Origin of the sequence: Paracoccus fontiphilus, assembly GCF_017356265.1 — a bacterium.
GTDB classification, from domain to species: domain Bacteria; phylum Pseudomonadota; class Alphaproteobacteria; order Rhodobacterales; family Rhodobacteraceae; genus Paracoccus; species Paracoccus fontiphilus.
This window is the reverse complement of sequence record NZ_JAFNAW010000068.1, coordinates 1-17,507: the sequence shown is the minus strand read 5'-3', so window position 1 is coordinate 17,507 and position 17,507 is coordinate 1. Positions and strand designations below refer to the sequence as shown.

Below are 17,507 nucleotides of genomic sequence, written 5' to 3'. Positions count from 1 at the left end.
GTGCGGCGGCCTGCGGCGCCGGGGCGGCAGGCTGCCCTGCCTGGGGCTGCTGCGCAGGCTCTTGCTGCGGCGGCTTGGGCTGGGCTTGCTGCGCGGGCTGTGCCCCTCCCTCGGGGGCGGCGGGCTGTGCCTGGGCAAGATGCGGTGCCAGCAGCGACAGGCAAGCCGCGATGGCGGTGGTGTTGTGGATGATCCGGCGCATGGGAACTCCTCTCCCTCAGACGATTTTTCTGTTGGCAATCTAACCGGAAGGCCGAGGGTGCAGTTCCAAACATGCGCGTGACCGGGCCGTGATCGGCGGAAAGGCCCTAATGAAAAGGGGCGCGGTCCAGCCGCGCCCCTTGCAGTCCTGGATCGTCGGAAAGGTCAGACACCCTCGCCGACAAAGGCCTTTTCGACCACGAATTCGCGGGGTTCGGAATTCGCCCCCTCGCGCAGGCCAAAGCCTTCCAGCACATCCTTCACATCGACGTTGAAGGCCAGGCTGCCGCAGACCATGGCGCGATCAGTTTCCGGGCTGATCGGCGGCAGGCCCAGATCCTGGAACACCTTGCCCGAGGTCATGTTGTCGGTGATCCGCCCCATGCGCGGCGATTCCTCGCGCGTGGTGGTGGGATAGTAGATCAGGCGATTGGCGAAATCCTCTCCGTAGATCTCGCCCAGCAGGGGGTCGTGCTTCAGGTTCTCGACCAGTTCGCGGCCATAGGTCAGCTCGTCCGCCGTGCGGCAGGTGTGCATCATCACCACCTGCTCGTAACGCTCATAGGTCTCGGGGTCGCGCATCAGCGACGCGAAGGGCGCGATGCCGGTGCCGGTCGCCAGGAACCACAGCCGCTTGCCGGGCAGCAGCGCGTCAAGCACCAGGGTGCCGACCGGCTTGGGACGCAGGATGATCTCGTCCCCCGGCTGGATGTGCTGCAGCTTCGAGGTCAGCGGCCCGTCCGGAACCTTGATGGAATAGAATTCCAGTTCCTCGTCCCAGTTGGGCGAGGCGATGGAATAGGCGCGCAGCAGCGGTTTGCCGTTGTCGCCCAGAAGGCCGATCATCACGAATTCGCCCGACCGGAAGCGCAAGGACGCGGGCCGCGTCACGCGGAAGGAAAACAGGCTGTCCGTCCAGTGCCTGACCGCCGTCACGGTCTGGGCATCGGGAAGGGTCTTGGCGGCGGTCTTGGGGGCGGCGTCGGCCACGGGCATATCCAGGGTCATGAGGATTCCTGAGCGTTCTAGTGCATTGGGCGGCAGGGAGAAACCCCTAGCCTGCCAGTTGCGCGCGATGGTCGAAGGCCTTCCAGTCGGCGCGTGCGATCCATTGTTCGGCGGGCTGGCGGGCGGCGATGTCGGGGGCAACCTCGACCTCGTCGAAGCCCACGCGACGGGCCATCGCATACTGGTCCGCGATCAACCGCCCCGAGGCGCGCAGGCGGCCCTTGAAGCCCATCTCGCGCAGACGGCGGGCCAGCGAAAAGCCGCGCCCGTCGCTGAAGGACGGAAAGTCGATGGCAAGAAGGTCGCGGTCAAGATGCTGGGCCAGATCCGACAGCGGCGTGTCGGGGGCCAGCGTTTCCTCGGCCTCCTGCACCAGGGGATGGAAACCGTCGTCGCGCGCGAGGATGCGTGCGCTGTTCAACTGCTCGGTCATGCCGGAACCTTTCCGCGGACCATCTTGCCGCCAATGAAGTGGATGCCGCATTCGGACTTGTCCTGCCCGCGCCAGCGCCCGGCGCGCGGGTCCTCGCCCGGTTTCACCGGCGACGTGCAGGGCGCGCAGCCGATGGAAGGATAGCCGCGCGCGACCAGCGGATGGCGCGGCAGGTTGTTTTCGGCCATGTATTCCTGCACGTCCTCGGCCCGCCAATGGGCCAGCGGGTTGATGCGCAGGCGCGAGGGGGGCTCGGGCTCGAAGAACTCCAGCGCGGCGCGGTCGGTGTTCTGGAACCGCTTGCGCCCGGTGATCCAGGCGTCAAAGCCCCCAAGCGCGCGTTCCAGCGGCACGGTCTTGCGCAGGTCGCAGCAGGCGTTGGCGTCGAACCGGTGCAGCGTGCCGTCGGGGTCCTGGTGCGCCACGACCGCCTCGGCCGCGCGGATCACCTGCACGTTGGTCAGGCCCAGCTTGGCCGACACCTCGCGCTGGTAGTCCAGCGTTTCGGGAAACAGCATCTGCGTGTCGATGAACAGAACCGGCAGGCCCGGCGCCACGCGGCTGATCATGTGCAGAAGCACCACCGATTCGGCCCCGAAGGACGACACCAGCGCCACCCGCCCCAGGTCGGGGTCGGTCACGGCGCGGCGCAGAACCTCGGTCGCGGCATGGTGCCGATAGCGGTCGTTCAGCCGCGCGGCCCGACCGTCCAGTGTGTCGTCAAGCATGGGCAGGCTCGGGATAGAGCGCGGCCTTGAACGGGGCGGGACCAAGACGGCGATAGGCGTCGATGAAGCGCTCGGACGCGTCGGCCCGCACCTCCAGATAGGCGCGCAGCAGGCGGTCCACCGCAGGCACCACCTGGTCATAGGGGAAGCCCGCGCCGGCGCGTTCGCCGATGGCCGGGATGTCGTAGCCGTCGCCGCCCAGCGTGATCTGGTAGTTTTCCACCCCCGCGCGGTCCAGCCCCAGGATGCCGATATGGCCCAGGTGGTGGTGCCCGCAGGCGTTGATGCAGCCCGAGATGCGGATGTTCAGCTTGCCGATCTCGTCTTCCAGGCCGTTGTTCTTGAAGTGCGTCGCGATTTCCTGCGCGATGGGGATCGAGCGGGCGGTCGCCAGCGCGCAGTAGTCCATGCCGGGGCACGCGATGATGTCGCTGGTCAGGCCCGCGTTGGCCACGGCAAGCCCGGCCTTCTGCAGGGCGGCATAGATGGCGGGCAGGTCCGACTTGTGGACATGCGGCAGCACGACGTTCTGGTCGTGGGTGACGCGCAGGTCGGCATGGCCGTACTGCTCGGCCAGGTCGGCCAGCAGGCGCATCTGGTCCGCCGAGGCGTCGCCCGGCGTCTCGCCATGCGTCTTGAAGGTCACGATCACGCTGGCATAGCCGTCCACCTTGTGCGGGTGCAGGTTGGTGTCGGTCCAGCTGCGGAAGGCGCCGTTCTTCGCCCGCTCGGCCTCGTAGCCGTCGGTCGGGGCGTTGCGGAAGGCGGGGGCGGCGAAACGGTCCTTGAAGATCGCCAGCGCCTCGCGGTCGGCACCGTGGAAGTCGCGGCGGCGATTGGCGAACTCCTCCTCGACCTCGGCCTTGAAGACGTCCAACCCGCGCTCATGCACGGTGATCTTGATGCGGGCCTTGTACTTGTTGTCGCGCCGGCCCGACAGGTTGTAGGTCGAGATGATCGCCTCGATATAGGCCAGCAGGTCGGCTTCAGGCAGGAAGTCGCGGATCACCTTGCCCAGCATGGGCGTGCGGCCCAGGCCACCGCCGACCCAGACCTCGAAGCCGGTCTGGCCGTCCTTCTGGATCAGGCGCAGCCCGATGTCGTGGGCCTGCACAAGCGCGCGGTCCTTCGCGGCGCCGGTGATGGCGATCTTGAACTTGCGCGGCAGGAACTGGAATTCCGCATGGTCGGTGGACCAGCTGCGCAGCAGTTCCGCATAAGGGCGCGGGTCCAGGTATTCGTCGGCGGCAGCCCCCGCGAAGGCGTCGGTGGTCACGTTGCGGATCGTGTTGCCCGACGTCTGGATCGCGTGCATCCCGACGGATGCCAGCTTGTCCAGCATGTCGGGGATTTCCACCAGCTTGGGCCAGTTGAACTGGATGTTCTGGCGGGTGGTCCAGTGGCCGTAACCCTTGTCATGGGCTTCGGCCAGATGCGCCAGCATCCGCATCTGGTCGGGGTTGATCGTGCCATAGGGAATGGCGATCCGCAGCATGTAGGCGTGCAGTTGCAGATAAACGCCGTTCATCAGGCGCAGGGGCCGGAACTCGTCTTCCGTCAGGCTGCCGTCCAGGCGTCGTTCGACCTGGGCGCGGAACTGGGCCGCACGGTGGCGCACATAATCGGTATCGACGGGACGAACATCAAACATTGCTGGCCTCGGTCTGGGTGACGGCTTGCTTCACGGTCTGGATGCCGTGGAAATAGTTGGACGGGCCGCGCTGGCGGAACGCCTCGCGGAAATGGGTCGGCTCGGGGCCGTTGGGACCGCGACGGGCCTCGACCAGATAGGGGCCGACGACGAGGTTGGACTGACCAACCGCCTTCAGCAGCGCCAGATCCGCAATCGCCTCGTCCTCGAACAGGGTCGCGCGCGCGGGATCGGCGGTCCAGCCGTCCTCGCACATCCACACGTTATGGCCTTCGCGCAGGTCGTTTGCGGTGATGACGCCGGGTTTCGCGGCCGTCGGGACGAAGGCTTTGCTCATGGTACGGACCCTTTCGGATTGGTTCTTCCAATATAGAATTTTGTTCTGGATCTTTGCGATGGGGTCTGGAAAATAAGGATATTCAGCCACAATGGTCGATCATGTCGGAACACCTTCCACCGAATGCAGGCGCAGCAAAAACAAATTTCCGGCTGGACGACGTGGATCGCAAAATCCTGTCCCTGCTGCAAGAGGATGCGAGCCTGTCGCTCGACCAGATCGCCGACCGCGTAGGGGCATCGAAGACCCCCGTCTGGAACCGAATCCGCAAGCTGCGCGAGGCCGGGGTGATCCGCAGGCAGGTGGCGATTCTTGACCCCGAGGCGCTGGGGCTGGAGGCCTGCTTCTTCGTGCTGATCCGCACCAGCGAACACGACAAGGACTGGGCCGCGCGGTTCCTCAAGGCGCTGCGCGAACGCCCCGAAGTGATCGAGGCGCACCGGCTGGCGGGCGACATCGACTATATCCTCAAGGTGCAGGTCCGTAACGCCCGCGCCTATGACCGCTTCTACCAGTCGCTGATCGGCGAGGTGAAGATCCACAACGTCACCGCCCTTCTGTCGATGGAGGAGATCAAGGCAACCAGCGCGCTTCCCATCCCCGACGCCACGCGCTAGGGTTGTGCCGACCTTGGGGGCCGCATGTCCGACTATACCATCTGGCACAATCCGAAATGCTCGACCTCGCGCTTCGTGCTGCAAGCCCTGCAGGATGCGGGGGCGGACGTCGCGGTGCGCGACTACCAGCAGCAGCCGCCCTCGGCCGATGAACTGCGCGACGCCCTGAAGCGGCTGGGGATCGGCCCGCGCGACCTTCTGCGGCGCAGGAACACGCCCTTCGACGATCTCGGCCTGGGCGATCCGGCGCTGTCCGACGATGCGCTGATCGCGGCCATGGCGGACCATCCGGCGGTGATCGAGCGGCCCGTGGTCTTCGGGCCGACGGGCGCCCGGCTGTGCCGTCCCAAGGAAACCGTCTTCGACCTTCTGTCCGCCTGATGGCCGCGCCGAACCTGCTGATCGTCGCCCAGGCCGGACGGCTGGAGTTCGAGGCGATCATCTTCGCCGCCAGCCTGCGCCACTCAGCGCCGGATTTCGCGGGCCGCCTGATCGTCGCGGAACCCCGGCCGGACGGTGCATGGGCGGGCCACGACACGCGCATCGCGGACGACACCCGCAGCCTGCTGGAAGGCATGGGGGCCGAGATCGTGCCCTTCACCGCGCGGCATTTCGGCGCGGCCTATCCCTATGGCAACAAGATCGAGGCGCTGTCGGTCCTGCCCGGGGACGAACCCTTCGCCTTCTTCGACACCGACACGCTGGTGGTGGGTCCGCTGGACCGGCTGCCCCTTGCCGCCGCCCGCCCGGCGGCGTCGATGCGGCGCGAGGGGACATGGCCCGAACCGCCGCTCTACGGCCCCGGCTTCGGCACGATCTGGAAATCGCTCTACGACCGCTTCGGGCTGGATTTCGCATCGTCCCTGGACCTGTCCCAGCCGGACGAGCATTGGGAACGATACCTGTATTTCAACGCGGGCTGGTTCTTCGGTCCCGACCCTGCGGCCTTCGGGCAGCGATTCCTCGACTGGGCGCTGTCGGTGCGCAACGACCCGCCCGAGGAACTGGCCTGCCAGAGCCTCGATCCCTGGCTGGACCAGGTGGTCCTGCCGCTGGTCATCCACGGCCTGGGCGGCGGGCGGCCGGGTCCCGACCTGGCGGGTTTGGACGGCGACGTGACCTGCCATTACCGCAACCTGCCGCTGCTTTACGCCCGCGAACCCGAAGCGGTTCTGGAGGTGCTGGAAACCGCGACCGCCCCCAACCGCATCAAGAAGCGGCTGCGGCACTGGGAACCGGCGAAGAAGCTGATCTACCAGGGCAAGGGCCGCGCCAAAATCCGTCCGCTGTTCGCGAACGGGCTGCCCGCGAAGGAAAAGCCGATCCGGCAGGCGCTGAAGAAGAACGGCTGGTGGTGGGACTAGCCGCCCTGCCCTGCCGACACCCGCACCGGAATCCCGCGCGGCAGCGAACAGCCCACCATCGAGCCGTCCCTGGCCTCGTCGATCAGGGCCTGCGGATCGGACCCGTCCTCCAGGGCGCATTGCACAGCTATGTCGGCCCCGGTGGCGATCAGCGGCTCGCCTTCCAGCGTCAGATGAACCTTGACCGCGACCGAGGCGATCGCCGCCCCGCGCCGATGCGCGACATGGCGCAGGTCGTTGCAGAAGCAGCCGCCGATGGCCAGCGCCAGCAGTTGCGCCCCGTTGAAGCCCAGTCCCATGCCGCCGGCCTTGCCCTCGGGCCGGTCGGCGATGAGGCAATGGCCGCCCGCCCAGCCCACGGCGGCTTCCGTCCCCGGCAAGTTCATCAGGCTGACGCTGACGACAGGCATGGCGGCCCCCTGCTGACCCGGCCTCAGCCTAGCACGTCGGGACCGTGCTGTCGCCTCACGCCTCGCCCGCACCTTCGGTCGAGCCGCGCCAGATGTTGACATCGCCGCCCGCCGACAGCTCGTCGATGCGGGCCAGTTCGTCGGCCGTGAAATCCAGCCGCTCCAGCGCGCCGACGCAATCGGCCACCTGCGAGGCGCGCGACGCCCCGATCAGCGCGCTGGTCACGCGCCCGTCGCGCAGGGTCCAGGCCACCGCCATCTGCGCCAGCGACTGCCCGCGTGCGGCGGCCAGGTCGTTCAACCCGTTCAGGCGCCGGATCATGTCCGGCGTCAGCCAGTCACCGGCCAGCGACTTGCCCTGTGCCGCGCGGCTGTCGGACGGAATCCCGTCGAGGTATCTTCCCGTCAGCATTCCCTGCGCCAGGGGCGTGAAGACGATGCTGCCCATGCCTTCGTCCTCCAGCCGGTCCAGCAGCCTGTCGCGTTCGATCCAGCGGTTCAGCATGTTGTAGCTGGGCTGGTGGATCAGGCAGGGCGTTCCCAGGTCGCGCAGGATCGCCGCCGCCTCGCGGGTGCGCGCACTGTTGTAGCTGGAAATCCCCGCATACAGCGCCCGGCCCGACCGGACGATGTGATCCAGCGCGCCCATGGTTTCCTCCAGCGGCGTGTCGGGATCGAAGCGGTGGGAATAGAAGATATCGACGTAGTCCACGCCCAGCCGCTTCAGCGACTGGTCGCAGGAGGCGATCAGGTATTTGCGGCTGCCGTATTCGCCGTAGGGGCCGGGCCACATGGTCCAGCCCGCCTTGCTGCTGATGACCAACTCGTCCCGGTGGCCCGCGAAATCGGTCCGCAGGATCTCTCCGAAGGCTTCCTCGGCACTGCCGGGTGGCGGACCATAGTTGTTGGCCAGGTCGAAATGGGTGATGCCCAGGTCGAAGGCGGTGCGGCAGATGTCGCGCTTGGTCTGGAGGGGCGTGTCATGGCCGAAATTGTGCCACAACCCCAGGCTGATCGCAGGCAGCAGCAGGCCCGACCTGCCGCAACGGCGATAGAGCATCCGGTCATAGCGATAGGGATTGGGGTGATACATCACGATCCTGCCTGTGATTGCGCGGGCGCAGGATGGTGCCGCCCTTGTCCGGCGTCAAGCGGCGGACCGGGACGGATAACCCGCGCAGGGATGGCCCCCGCGCGGGTCGGAGTTTTCTCAGGCCAGCACGTCGTCGCAGCGCCCGCAGACGCCGGGATGCCGGTGCGTGCCCACGTCGGGCAGGATCTTCCAGCAGCGCTGGCATTTCTCGCCATCGGCCGATTCGAAGACCACGCCGATGCCGGGGGTCTCGGCCATGCGGAAGGCCTCGGCCGGGGCCGGGTCGGCGGTCAGCGACAGGTCCGAGGTGATGCAGACATCCGCGAAATCCACCGACTTCAGCGCGGCCAGCATGTCGCGGTCCTCGACATGGACGACCGGCGCGGCTTCCAGGCTGGCGCCGATGGTCTTGTCGGACCGCCTGACCTCCAGCGCGGCCGTGACCACGCGGCGGGCGCGGCGGACGTGGTCCCACTTCACCGCCAGCGGCTCGTTCAGCCAGTCGGCGGGGGTCACGGGGAAGTCGTGCAGGTGCACGCTGTCGTCATAGGACGGGAAGCGCGACAGCCACACATCCTCGGTCGTGAAGGGCAGGATCGGGGCCAGCCAGGTCACGAGCCGGTGGAACAGGATGTCCAGCACCGTCCGCGCGGCCCGGCGGCGCGGGTCGGTGGCGGCGTCGCAGTAAAGCGAGTCCTTGCGGATGTCGAAATAGAAGGCCGACAGGTCCACGGTGCAGAACTGGAACAGCGTCTGGAACACGCCCTGGAAGTCGAACTGATCGTAACCCTTGCGCACCGCGTGATCCAGTTGCGCAAGGCGATGCAGCACCCACTGCTCCAGCTCGGGCATCTGCGCGGGCGCCACCTTCTCGGCATCCGTGAAGCCGTCCAAGGCCCCCAGCAGGAACCGCAGCGTGTTGCGCAACCGGCGATAGCTGTCGGCGGTGCCCTTCAGGATCTCGGGCCCGATCCGCTGGTCGGCGGTATAGTCCGCCTGCGCCACCCAAAGCCGCAGGATGTCGGCGCCGTACTGCTCGATCACCTTGGCGGGGACGATGGTGTTGCCCAGCGACTTGGACATCTTCATGCCCTTCTCGTCCAGGGTGAAGCCATGCGTCACCACGTTGCGGTAAGGCGCCCGCCCCTTGGTCGCGCAGCCCTGCAGCAAGGACGACTGGAACCAGCCGCGATGCTGGTCGGTGCCCTCCAGATAGACGTCGGCGATCCCGTCCGGAGCCCCGTCCACCCGGTCGCGCAGCACGAAGGCATGGGTCGAGCCCGAGTCGAACCACACGTCCAGAACGTCGGTGACCTGGTCATAGTCTTCCGGGTTCACGACCCCGTCCAGAACCTGCGCCTTGAAGCCGTCGCGATACCAGACGTCGGCGCCCTCGGCCTCGAAGGCGCTGATGATGCGGTCGTTCACCCGCTGGTCGCGCAGCAGGAAGTCGTCTTCGGTGGGCTTCGCGCCCTTCCTGACGAAGCAGGTCAGCGGCACGCCCCAGGCACGCTGGCGCGACAGCACCCAGTCGGGGCGGTTCTCGACCATCGAATGGATGCGGTTCCGCCCGGTCTGCGGCCACCATTTCACCAGCTTGTCGATGCTGTTCAGCGCCCGCGTGCGGATCGTGTCGCCATGCGCGCCCATGCCGTCGGCCAGCGGCCTGTCGATGGCCGCGAACCACTGGGGCGTGTTGCGATAGATCAGCGGCGCCTTGGACCGCCAAGAGTGGGGATAGGAGTGCTTCACCTTCCCCTTGGCCAGCAGCGCGCCGGCATAGGCAAGCTGCTTGATGACGCTGATATTGGCCGGGCCGTCCTTGCCATCCGCGTCGATGATCGCCTGCCCGCCGAACAGCGGCAGATCCTTGCGGTAGGATCCGTCGGGTTCGACGTTGTAGGTCATCGGCAGCTTGAAGCGCAGGCCAAGCTGATAGTCGTCGTCGCCGTGGCTGGGCGCGGTGTGGACAAAGCCCGTGCCCGCATCGTCGGTGACATGGTCGCCGGGCAGCAGCGGGACGTCAAAGTCCCATTCGCCACTGCCACCCTCGACGCCGCGCAGGGGGTGGGCAAGGATCAGGCCGGAAAGCTCGTCCGCCGACACGTCGCGCAGACGCGCGTAATCCTCAACCTTCGCGGACTTCATCACGCTGTCGGCCAAGGCATCGGCCAGAACCAGTGTCTCGCCCGCCTGCGCCGTCGCGTTCTCGGCCACGGCCCTGACTTCATAAAGACCGTAGGCAATGGCAGGGTTGTAGGCCACGGCCCGGTTCTGCGGGATGGTCCAAGGCGTCGTGGTCCAGATGACAACCGACGCGCCATCCAGACCCGCGACGGGCTTGAACCGCACCCAGATCGTGTGGCTGGTGTGGTCCTTGTATTCAACCTCGGCCTCGGCCAGGGCGGTCTTTTCCACCGGCGACCACATCACCGGCTTCGACCCCTGATACAGCGCGCCGTTCATCACCAGCTTCATGAACTCGGCCGCGATCACCGCCTCGGCGTGGAAGTCCATCGTCAGGTAGGGATCGTCCCACTTGCCGGTGATGCCCAGGCGCTTGAACTCCTCGCGCTGGATGTCGATCCAGTCGGCGGCGAAGCGGCGGCATTCCTGGCGGAACTCGACCACGTCCACGGCGTCCTTGTCGCGGCCCTCGGCGCGGTATTTCTCCTCGATCTTCCATTCGATCGGCAACCCGTGGCAGTCCCAGCCGGGGACATAGCGCGCGTCGCGGCCCATCATCTGGTGGCTGCGCACGATGATGTCCTTGATGGTCTTGTTCAGCGCGTGGCCGATATGCAGGTGGCCGTTCGCATAGGGCGGACCGTCATGCAGGATGAAGGGCGCACGGCCTTCCGCACGCTCGCGCAGGCGGTCGTAGATGCCGATGCGGTCCCAGCGGGCCAGCCATTCGGGCTCGCGCTGCGGCAGGCCCGCGCGCATCGGAAACTCGGTCTGCGGCAGGAAGACGGTGTCGCGGTAGTCGGGAACGTCGGTCGTGGCGGTGGTGTCGGCAGGCGTGTCGGCGGCCATGGGGGGCATCCTTCGGGGGAGAGGTTCGGACAGGCGAAGACCCGGCGGCGCGAAACCTCACGCCACCGGGTTGCTAATTCGGGGTCCGAACGCCAGAAATTCCATGCCGCCCTCTATAGAAAGCCGCCCGCGTGCCCGCAACCCTGACCGATGATGCCCTGCGCCGCCGCCGTGCCGCCGTGGAACGCTTCGTCCGCGACCGATACGGCCCGCGCGGCACCCTGCGGCTGCACCGCGCGGCGCTCGGGTGGGACCTAATGCGTGCGCCTGTCAACGTGATGCTGTCGCCGGTCTTCCTGTTGACCCGGCTGGGGGCCTGGCTGCTGTCGAAGCTTGGCGCCAAACGCGCGGGCGCCTGGCTGGGCGCACGGCGCGTCTTCCTGCCCTCGGACATGGGCCGGGTGATCGCGGCCGACCTGCTGGCCCTGATCGCCAACCTCGACGCCCAAGGTATCGGCCCCGCCGCCCCGCCCGAGGCCGTCCGCCGCGAAGCCGCGACCTTGGCCGAGACGCGCAACGCCGTGTCCGAGATCACCACCTCGCTGATCGTCCTGGCCGGCGGCTACTTGCTGTTCAACCGCGCGACGCCGGGCATCATCTCGCTCGCCGGACCGCTGGCCGAAATCCGCGCCCATTCCACGGCGGTCGGCGACTTCCTGCTGGGCGACCGGCTGGGCCGCGCCTGGTACTGGGCCTTCCCGGTCGAACTGTCCCCGTGGGAGGTGATCGGCACCGGCATCGCCCTTGCGGTGGCCGGGTCGCTGGTCACGACCTTTGCCGGGCTGATCGCCGACCCGATCCAGCTTTGGGCGGGCACGCATCGCCGCCGCATCCTGCGCCTGCTGGACAGGCTGGACCGGGCGGAACCCACCGGGGGGATCGAGCGCGAGCACCTGCTGGCCCGCGCCGGCGACCTGTCGGATGCCGTGCTGATGCTGTGGCGGAACCTGCGCTAGCCGCGCCCGCGATACCCGGCCACGCCCTGGTCCGGCAGCCACAGCCCCGCAGGCGCGGCGCCGGTCTGCCAGAACACGTCGATGGGCATGCCGCCACGCGGATACCAGTATCCCCCGATCCGCAGCCACTCAGGCGCGATGGCCTGAACCAGCCGCTTGCCGATGCCGACGGTGCAATCCTCGTGGAAAGCGCCGTGATTGCGGAAACTGCCCAGGTAAAGCTTCAGCGACTTCGACTCGACCAGCCAGTCGCCGGGGACATAGTCGATCACCAGATGCGCGAAGTCCGGCTGGCCGGTGATCGGGCAGAGGCTGGTGAACTCGGGCTGCGTGAAGCGAACGACATAGGCCTCGCCCGCCTGCGGGTTCGGCACACGCTCCAGCAAGGCCTGATCCGGGCTGGCGGGCAGGTCGGTTTTCGCGCCCAGTTGGGTCAGAGCATCGGTGTAATGGGACATGAGGCCTCCTTGACGGCGCGCGGGGATAGCAGCCCCTGCCCCATGCGTCAAACCGCGCCTTGCAGAACCCCGGGCGACAGGCCACATGATGCCAGCCATGATCCCGCCCCGCTTCGACGTCACCCCGGACCAGATCGACCAGGTCGTCGCCGTCTTCTACGGCGCGGTCCGCCGGCACGAGGTGCTGGGCCCGGTCTTTGCCAACCACGTTTCCGACTGGCCCGCGCACGAGGCCAGGATCGCCGCCTTCTGGCGCAACGCGATCCTGTACGAGCGCAGCTATGACGGCAGCCCGATGCGCGCGCACATGAAGGCGGGCGACGTGCGCGCGGATCACTTTCCGATCTGGCTGGCCTTGTTCGACGAAACCCTGCGCCGCACCCTGCCCCCAGGCGCGGCCCGCGCCTGGTCCGCCCTGGCGCACCGCATCGGCCAGGGCCTGCGCATGGGGGTCGAGGACATCCGCCCCACCCGCGAAGGCCCGCCTGTCTTGCGATAATGGCCTGCGCTAGCGGCGCGGCGGGCGCGCCTTGTAGGTCGGCAGGCTCCACCCCAGCAGCAGGCTGCCCGCGCGCAGGGCGATGACCACCAGCCCGCAGAAGATCAGCGCGACGGGCCGAGGCATCCCGACCCCGATCAGCGCCACGGCGACGACTGCGCCGCCGAATGTCGCGGTGACGTAAAGCTCCTTCTGCTTCAGCACCAGGGGCAGTTCGTTGCCCACCACGTCGCGGATCAGCCCGCCGAAGGTGCCGGTGACGACGCCCATGGCTACCACCACGACCGGGCTGGCCCCTGTCTCCAGCGCAAGGCCCACGCCCGCAGGCACGGCCACCGCCAGGGCAAAGGCGTCCAGCCAGACGATCAGGTTGTATCGGCTTTCAAACAGATGCGCGGTGAAGAACACCACGACCGCCGCTCCCGCCGTCAGCAGGATCAGTTCCGGGCGTTCCACCCAGAAGACCGGATCGCGGCCCAGCACCAGGTCGCGCACGGTGCCGCCGCCGATGCCGGTCAGCGTGGCGAAGAAGATGAAGCCCACCAGATCCAGCTGTGCCCGGCTGGCCACAAGCGCGCCGGTCAGCGCAAAGACCAGGACGGCGGCATAGTCCAGCAGCGGGACCAACGCCGCCAGCGTCATCCCGCGACCTTGGCGGGCTTGAAAGGGGCCATGCCGCCCCGCGCCAACTCGTCGGCGCGTTCGTTCTCGGGGTGCCCGGCATGGCCCTTGATCCAGGCCCAGGTGACGGTATGGCGGCGCTGCGCCTCGTCCAGGCGCTGCCACAACTCGACGTTCTTGACCGGCTTCCTGTCGGCGGTCTTCCAGCCGTTCCGCTTCCAGCCGTGAATCCACTGGGTCACGCCGTTCTTCACATAGGCGCTGTCGGTCGTGATGGTGATCGCGCTTGGCCGGGCCAGAACCTCGAGCGCGCTGATCGCGGCCATCAGCTCCATCCGGTTGTTGGTGGTCAGCGCCTCGCCCCCGGCAAGTTCGCGTTCCTTGACGACCCTGTCGCCGTCCATCGCACGCATCAGCACACCCCAGCCACCGGGGCCGGGATTGCCGCTGCAGGCGCCGTCGGTCCAGGCGAACAGATCAGTCATCAAGCCCCACGTATCCGGGCAGCGCCGCGATGCGGCCCAGCCAGCGACCGATGGCCGGGAACCGCGCCATGTTGAAACCGCCGCGCTCGCCCCCCGTGTGCGTGTAGGCATACAGGCAGATGTCGGCCAGCGTGACGTCGTCGCCCACCAGCCAGTCGCGACCGGCCAGCCGATCCTCCATCACCTGCAGCACGGCATGGCCCCGCTCCAGCAACTCCGCCATCCGGTCCGGAGTGGCCAAGGCGGCACGGTCGGGATAGCACAGCAGCGCCGCGCGCACGGCAACGACCGGCTCGTGGTTGTACTGTTCCCAGAACATCCAGCCCAGCATCTGCGCACGCGCCACCGGATCGGCAGGAACGAAGCCCGTCCCCTCGCCCAGAAACCACAGGATCGCGTCGGATTCCGCCAGCATCGTGCCGTCGTCAAGCTCCAGCACAGGCAGCTTGCCATAGGGCAGCGAGGGCTTCACCTCGCCCAGCCTGGCCGATCCGTATTCGCAATCGACCATCTCGACCGCCCGCCCCAGCAGGGCCAGAAGCAGCCGCACCTTGTAGCTGTTGCCCGACGAGGGCATCGAATAAAGTCGCATGTCTTTCATCTTGGTCAAAATATCCCGGGGGTCCGGGGGCTGGCCCCCGGCGCGTGCCTCAGGCGCTTTCGCGCAGCACCTTCGGCACCTTGAATTCGACGTTTTCCTGCGCCGTCTCGACGATCTCGACTGTCACGTCATAACGGGCGCGGAAAGCGTCGATCACCTCGTTCACCAGCACCTCGGGGGCGCTGGCGCCTGCCGTGACGCCCACGGCCCGCGCCCCGTCGATGGCACGCCAGTCGATCTGGTCGGCGCGCATCACCAGCTGGGAATAGGCGCAACCCGCCGCGCGGCCCACCTCGACCAGCCGCTTGGAGTTCGACGAGTTCGGCGCGCCGATCACCAGCAGCGCATCGATCTTGTGCGCCACCGCCTTGACCGCCGCCTGCCGGTTGGTGGTGGCATAGCAGATGTCTTCCTTGGCCGGGCCATGGATCGCCGGAAAACGCGCCTTCAGGGCCTCGACGATCTCGGCGGTGTCATCCACCGACAGGGTCGTCTGGGTGATGAAGGCCAGCCGGTCGGGGTCGCGCGGCGCGATCCGCGCCACATCGGCGACCGTTTCCACCAGGATCACCTCGCCCGGGGGCAGTTGGCCCATGGTGCCCAGCACCTCGGGGTGACCCTCGTGGCCGATCATCACCATCTGCAACCCCTCGGCATGGTGGCGTGCGGCCTCGTTGTGGACCTTGGTGACCAGCGGGCAGGTCGCGTCCACATGGATCATGTTGCGCCGCCGCGCCTCGGCGGGGACGGCCTTGGGCACGCCATGGGCGGAAAAGATCACCGGACGGTCGTCGGGCACCTGGTCCAGTTCCTCGACAAAGACCGCGCCCTGGTCGCGCAGACTGTCCACCACGAACTTGTTGTGGACGATCTCGTGGCGGACATAGACGGGGGCGCCCCATTTCTGCAGCGCCAGTTCGACGATCTTGATGGCCCGGTCCACGCCCGCGCAGAACCCGCGCGGCGCGGCAAGATACAGCATCAAAGGCGGTTTCGCGTGTTCCATGCCCCCGAGGTAGCGCGCCCGCGCCGCTTCGTCCAGCGGCATGGGCGTCACAAACCGGCCACCTTCAGCAATCCCGCCACGTCCAGATGCGACTCCAGGTGGTCGGCCAGATCGTCCAGGGCCTGGTCCACCCCGGTCTCGTATCCTGGCTGCGAGCGGACGCCCAGCCGGGCAAGCCAGGCCGCCCGAAAACCGTCGCCCGAGAACAGCCCGTGAAGATAGGTCCCCGCGATCCTGCCGTCGGGGCTGATCGCGCCGTCGGGGCCGGAGATATGGGCAAAGGGCCGCGCACAGTCAGGACCAGAGGTCCGGCCCATGTGGATCTCGTAGCCTGTCACCGGCTGGCCAAGCGCAACGCCGGTGACACGGTCCAGCCGCTTGTCCGGGGCCATCACCGTCTCCACGTCCAGAAGGCACAGGCCGGGCACCTCTCCCGCTGCCCCGTCGCTGCCCGATGGATCGCGGATGATCCGGCCCAGCATCTGGTAGCCGCCGCAGATGCCCAGCACGGATCCGCCCCGCCGGACATGGGCCGCCAGATCGACATCCCATCCCTGCGCGCGCAGGAAGGCCAGGTCGCCCAGCGTCGATTTCGTGCCGGGGATCACCACAAGATCCGCATCGCCGGGAATGGCGCGGCCCGGCCCCAGCATGGTCAGCCGCACTCCCGGTTCGGCCGCCAGCGGATCGAGGTCATCGAAATTGGCGATCCGGGACAGGCACAGGCAGACGACATGCAACCCCTCGCCCCGGCTGGCGCGCAGGTCCACGGCGTCCTCGGCGGGCAGGCGATGCGCGCCCGGAAACCACGGCACGACGCCGAAGCCGGGCCAGCCCGTGCGTTGCTCGATCAGGCGGTAGCCGTCGTCGAACAGGCGGGGATCGCCCCGGAACTTGTTGACCAGGAACCCCCGGATCATCGCCGCATCGCCGGGGTCCAGGACCGCCTGGGTGCCCACGATCTGCGCGATCACCCCGCCCCGGTCGATGTCGCCCGCCAGCACCACCGGTACCCCCGCCGCGCGCGCGAAGCCCATGTTGGCAATGTCGCGGGGACGCAGGTTGACCTCGGCCGGGCTGCCCACGCCTTCGACGATCACAAGGTCATGGGCGGCGGTCAGGCGGGCGAAGCTGTCAAGCACGCCCGCCATCAGGCGCGGGCGCAATGCCCCGTAATCGCGTGCCTCGGCCCGCGCCACCGCGCGGCCATGCAGGATCACCTGCGCGCCCGTATCCGTCTCGGGCTTCAGCAGCACCGGGTTCATGTCCGTGTGCGGCTCCAGCCCGCAGGCCCGCGCCTGAAGCGCCTGCGCCCGGCCGATTTCCCCGCCGTCCGCCGTCACCGCCGCGTTGTTCGACATGTTCTGCGGCTTGAAGGGCGCGACCGACAGGCCGCGCTGCCTTGCCGCGCGGCACAGGCCCGCCACCAGCAGCGACTTTCCGACGTTCGATCCGGTGCCCTGGATCATCAGCGCAGGCATGGTTCACACTCGCTTGCCATCATCCCCCCGGATGACTAGATAGGCGCGTCCGAAAGCGAAAGGCCGAAAGCCGTGGAAAACGTCGTCCTGACCATCCATCTGATCCTCGCGGTGCTGCTCACCGGGGTGGTGCTGCTGCAACGCTCCGAAGGCGGCGGGCTTGGCGTGGGCGGCGGCGGCGGCGGCGTGATGACCGGCCGCCAGGCGGCCAACGCCCTGACGCGGCTGACCTGGATCTTCGGAATCGCGCTGTTCGTGACCTCGATCGCGCTGACCATCATCGCCGCGCGGCAAGTCTCCAACAGCTCGATCATGGACCAGCTGGGTGTACCCGCGGGCCAGCAGGAATCGACGCTGCCGCAGGTTCCGGCCTATGTGCCGCCGCCCTCGACCGGTGCGGCTGGCGATCCGCTGACCCCGCCCGCGCCCGACGCGGCGGCCGACACGGCAGCGCCCGCCACCGATGCGACTGACGCCCCCGCCGCCGAGGCTCCGGCCGTCGAGCCTGTCGCGCCCCCGGCC

General features: G+C 68.0%; 21 protein-coding genes. 6 read left to right on the top strand and 15 right to left on the bottom strand.

Translation table 11 applies throughout. The features are described from left to right. From J0F76_RS17270 to J0F76_RS17245, 6 genes are all read right to left on the bottom strand, one after another. Positions 1 to 202 (bottom strand): hypothetical protein (locus J0F76_RS17270; protein ID WP_207471374.1); only part of this gene is annotated, 202 nt, incomplete at its 3' end. Positions 203 to 366: 164 nt separating this feature from the next. Next, positions 367 to 1,209, bottom strand: a complete 843-nt coding sequence (locus J0F76_RS17265) for a ferredoxin--NADP reductase (RefSeq protein ID WP_207471372.1) — start codon at positions 1,207 to 1,209, stop codon at positions 367 to 369. Positions 1,210 to 1,255: 46 nt separating this feature from the next. Then, complete coding sequence (locus J0F76_RS17260; protein WP_207471370.1) at positions 1,256 to 1,642, bottom strand: DUF934 domain-containing protein; 387 nt, start codon at positions 1,640 to 1,642, stop codon at positions 1,256 to 1,258. Beyond that, complete coding sequence (locus J0F76_RS17255) at positions 1,639 to 2,370, bottom strand: phosphoadenylyl-sulfate reductase (RefSeq protein ID WP_207471368.1); 732 nt, start codon at positions 2,368 to 2,370, stop codon at positions 1,639 to 1,641. Before J0F76_RS17255 ends, J0F76_RS17260 begins: the two co-directional genes overlap by 4 nt. Continuing rightward, positions 2,363 to 4,021, bottom strand: a complete 1,659-nt coding sequence (locus J0F76_RS17250; protein ID WP_207471367.1) for a nitrite/sulfite reductase — start codon at positions 4,019 to 4,021, stop codon at positions 2,363 to 2,365. The genes J0F76_RS17255 and J0F76_RS17250 overlap by 8 nt, the downstream gene beginning before the upstream one ends. After that, positions 4,014 to 4,358, bottom strand: a complete 345-nt coding sequence (locus tag J0F76_RS17245) for a DUF2849 domain-containing protein (RefSeq protein WP_207471365.1) — start codon at positions 4,356 to 4,358, stop codon at positions 4,014 to 4,016. Before J0F76_RS17245 ends, J0F76_RS17250 begins: the two co-directional genes overlap by 8 nt. 101 nt (positions 4,359 to 4,459) lie before the next feature. On the opposite strand from J0F76_RS17245, the gene J0F76_RS17240 reads away from it, so the two are divergent. Genes J0F76_RS17240 through J0F76_RS17230 form a run of 3 tightly spaced genes read left to right on the top strand, consistent with a single transcriptional unit; the run spans position 4,460 to position 6,339 of the window. Further along, positions 4,460 to 4,975, top strand: a complete 516-nt coding sequence (locus tag J0F76_RS17240) for an Lrp/AsnC family transcriptional regulator (RefSeq protein WP_207471363.1) — start codon at positions 4,460 to 4,462, stop codon at positions 4,973 to 4,975. A 24-nt stretch (positions 4,976 to 4,999) separates the two neighbouring features. Beyond that, positions 5,000 to 5,356: an arsenate reductase (glutaredoxin) gene (gene arsC, locus J0F76_RS17235; protein WP_207471362.1), complete on the top strand. Its 357-nt coding sequence runs from the start codon at positions 5,000 to 5,002 to the stop codon at positions 5,354 to 5,356. Then, positions 5,356 to 6,339 (top strand): hypothetical protein, encoded by a 984-nt coding sequence (locus tag J0F76_RS17230; protein ID WP_207471361.1) that lies wholly within the window; start codon positions 5,356 to 5,358, stop codon positions 6,337 to 6,339. The genes arsC and J0F76_RS17230 overlap by 1 nt, the downstream gene beginning before the upstream one ends. Here the strand turns inward: J0F76_RS17230 and J0F76_RS17225 are convergent. The 3 genes from J0F76_RS17225 to ileS all read right to left on the bottom strand — a co-directional run bounded on the left by J0F76_RS17225 (position 6,336) and on the right by ileS (position 10,878). Then, positions 6,336 to 6,749, bottom strand: coding sequence for an OsmC family protein (locus J0F76_RS17225; protein ID WP_207471360.1), 414 nt, complete (start codon positions 6,747 to 6,749; stop codon positions 6,336 to 6,338). The two genes, J0F76_RS17230 and J0F76_RS17225, sit on opposite strands and share 4 nt — an antisense overlap. Positions 6,750 to 6,804: 55 nt before the next feature. Then, positions 6,805 to 7,845 carry an L-glyceraldehyde 3-phosphate reductase gene (mgrA, locus tag J0F76_RS17220; RefSeq protein ID WP_207471359.1) on the bottom strand — a complete coding sequence of 347 codons (1,041 nt, stop codon included), beginning with the start codon at positions 7,843 to 7,845 and terminating at the stop codon, positions 6,805 to 6,807. A gap of 114 nt (positions 7,846 to 7,959) precedes the next feature. Beyond that, complete coding sequence (ileS, locus tag J0F76_RS17215) at positions 7,960 to 10,878, bottom strand: isoleucine--tRNA ligase (protein WP_207471357.1); 2,919 nt, start codon at positions 10,876 to 10,878, stop codon at positions 7,960 to 7,962. 131 nt (positions 10,879 to 11,009) lie between these two features. Here ileS and J0F76_RS17210 point away from each other — a divergent pair, with 131 nt between their 5' ends. Continuing rightward, positions 11,010 to 11,834, top strand: a complete 825-nt coding sequence (locus tag J0F76_RS17210; RefSeq protein WP_341351613.1) for a DUF6635 family protein — start codon at positions 11,010 to 11,012, stop codon at positions 11,832 to 11,834. Here the strand turns inward: J0F76_RS17210 and queF are convergent. Continuing rightward, positions 11,831 to 12,292, bottom strand: a complete 462-nt coding sequence (gene queF, locus J0F76_RS17205; RefSeq protein WP_207471355.1) for a preQ(1) synthase — start codon at positions 12,290 to 12,292, stop codon at positions 11,831 to 11,833. The two genes, J0F76_RS17210 and queF, sit on opposite strands and share 4 nt — an antisense overlap. Before the next feature lie 85 nt (positions 12,293 to 12,377). Here queF and J0F76_RS17200 point away from each other — a divergent pair, with 85 nt between their 5' ends. Continuing rightward, a complete protein-coding gene (locus tag J0F76_RS17200; protein WP_423227378.1) occupies positions 12,378 to 12,791 on the top strand; it encodes a group III truncated hemoglobin in 414 nt (137 codons plus the stop codon). Positions 12,792 to 12,800: 9 nt separating this feature from the next. Here the strand turns inward: J0F76_RS17200 and J0F76_RS17195 are convergent, their stop codons facing one another. Genes J0F76_RS17195 through J0F76_RS17175 form a run of 5 tightly spaced genes read right to left on the bottom strand, consistent with a single transcriptional unit; the run spans position 12,801 to position 16,985 of the window. After that, entirely contained in the window at positions 12,801 to 13,433 is a 633-nt protein-coding gene (locus J0F76_RS17195) for a trimeric intracellular cation channel family protein (protein ID WP_207471352.1), read from the bottom strand. After that, the gene (rnhA, locus tag J0F76_RS17190; protein WP_207471349.1) at positions 13,430 to 13,897 is read right to left on the bottom strand and encodes a ribonuclease HI; all 468 of its coding nucleotides are present in this window, start codon (positions 13,895 to 13,897) and stop codon (positions 13,430 to 13,432) included. Before rnhA ends, J0F76_RS17195 begins: the two co-directional genes overlap by 4 nt. Continuing rightward, positions 13,890 to 14,489, bottom strand: coding sequence for a glutathione S-transferase family protein (locus J0F76_RS17185; RefSeq protein WP_207471346.1), 600 nt, complete (start codon positions 14,487 to 14,489; stop codon positions 13,890 to 13,892). The genes rnhA and J0F76_RS17185 overlap by 8 nt, the downstream gene beginning before the upstream one ends. A gap of 58 nt (positions 14,490 to 14,547) precedes the next feature. Further along, a complete protein-coding gene (gene ispH / locus J0F76_RS17180) occupies positions 14,548 to 15,546 on the bottom strand; it encodes a 4-hydroxy-3-methylbut-2-enyl diphosphate reductase (protein WP_377707036.1) in 999 nt (332 codons plus the stop codon). A 5-nt stretch (positions 15,547 to 15,551) separates the two neighbouring features. Next, the gene (locus J0F76_RS17175) at positions 15,552 to 16,985 is read right to left on the bottom strand and encodes a cobyric acid synthase (RefSeq protein WP_207471344.1); all 1,434 of its coding nucleotides are present in this window, start codon (positions 16,983 to 16,985) and stop codon (positions 15,552 to 15,554) included. A gap of 72 nt (positions 16,986 to 17,057) precedes the next feature. Between J0F76_RS17175 and secG the strand changes: the two genes are divergently transcribed. Further along, on the top strand, positions 17,058 to 17,507 hold a 450-nt coding region (gene secG, locus J0F76_RS17170; RefSeq protein WP_207471343.1), incomplete at its 3' end, for a preprotein translocase subunit SecG.

What these genes read in the sequence shown, in the direction of transcription:
- J0F76_RS17245 (WP_207471365.1), bottom strand. Translation starts at nt 4,358, where the DNA reads ATGAGCAAAGCCTTCGTCCCGACGGCCGCGAAACCCGGCGTCATCACC.
- J0F76_RS17240 (WP_207471363.1), top strand. Translation starts at nt 4,460, where the DNA reads ATGTCGGAACACCTTCCACCGAATGCAGGCGCAGCAAAAACAAATTTC.
- J0F76_RS17225 (WP_207471360.1), bottom strand. Translation starts at nt 6,749, where the DNA reads ATGCCTGTCGTCAGCGTCAGCCTGATGAACTTGCCGGGGACGGAAGCC.
- rnhA (WP_207471349.1), bottom strand. Translation starts at nt 13,897, where the DNA reads ATGACTGATCTGTTCGCCTGGACCGACGGCGCCTGCAGCGGCAATCCC.
- J0F76_RS17175 (WP_207471344.1), bottom strand. Translation starts at nt 16,985, where the DNA reads ATGCCTGCGCTGATGATCCAGGGCACCGGATCGAACGTCGGAAAGTCG.
- J0F76_RS17230 (WP_207471361.1), top strand. Translation starts at nt 5,356, where the DNA reads ATGGCCGCGCCGAACCTGCTGATCGTCGCCCAGGCCGGACGGCTGGAG.
- J0F76_RS17250 (WP_207471367.1), bottom strand. Translation starts at nt 4,021, where the DNA reads ATGTTTGATGTTCGTCCCGTCGATACCGATTATGTGCGCCACCGTGCG.
- J0F76_RS17200 (WP_423227378.1), top strand. Translation starts at nt 12,378, where the DNA reads ATGATGCCAGCCATGATCCCGCCCCGCTTCGACGTCACCCCGGACCAG.
- ispH (WP_377707036.1), bottom strand. Translation starts at nt 15,546, where the DNA reads ATGCCGCTGGACGAAGCGGCGCGGGCGCGCTACCTCGGGGGCATGGAA.
- queF (WP_207471355.1), bottom strand. Translation starts at nt 12,292, where the DNA reads ATGTCCCATTACACCGATGCTCTGACCCAACTGGGCGCGAAAACCGAC.
- J0F76_RS17265 (WP_207471372.1), bottom strand. Translation starts at nt 1,209, where the DNA reads ATGACCCTGGATATGCCCGTGGCCGACGCCGCCCCCAAGACCGCCGCC.
- J0F76_RS17255 (WP_207471368.1), bottom strand. Translation starts at nt 2,370, where the DNA reads ATGCTTGACGACACACTGGACGGTCGGGCCGCGCGGCTGAACGACCGC.
- arsC (WP_207471362.1), top strand. Translation starts at nt 5,000, where the DNA reads ATGTCCGACTATACCATCTGGCACAATCCGAAATGCTCGACCTCGCGC.
- ileS (WP_207471357.1), bottom strand. Translation starts at nt 10,878, where the DNA reads ATGGCCGCCGACACGCCTGCCGACACCACCGCCACGACCGACGTTCCC.
- J0F76_RS17260 (WP_207471370.1), bottom strand. Translation starts at nt 1,642, where the DNA reads ATGACCGAGCAGTTGAACAGCGCACGCATCCTCGCGCGCGACGACGGT.
- J0F76_RS17195 (WP_207471352.1), bottom strand. Translation starts at nt 13,433, where the DNA reads ATGACGCTGGCGGCGTTGGTCCCGCTGCTGGACTATGCCGCCGTCCTG.
- J0F76_RS17185 (WP_207471346.1), bottom strand. Translation starts at nt 14,489, where the DNA reads ATGCGACTTTATTCGATGCCCTCGTCGGGCAACAGCTACAAGGTGCGG.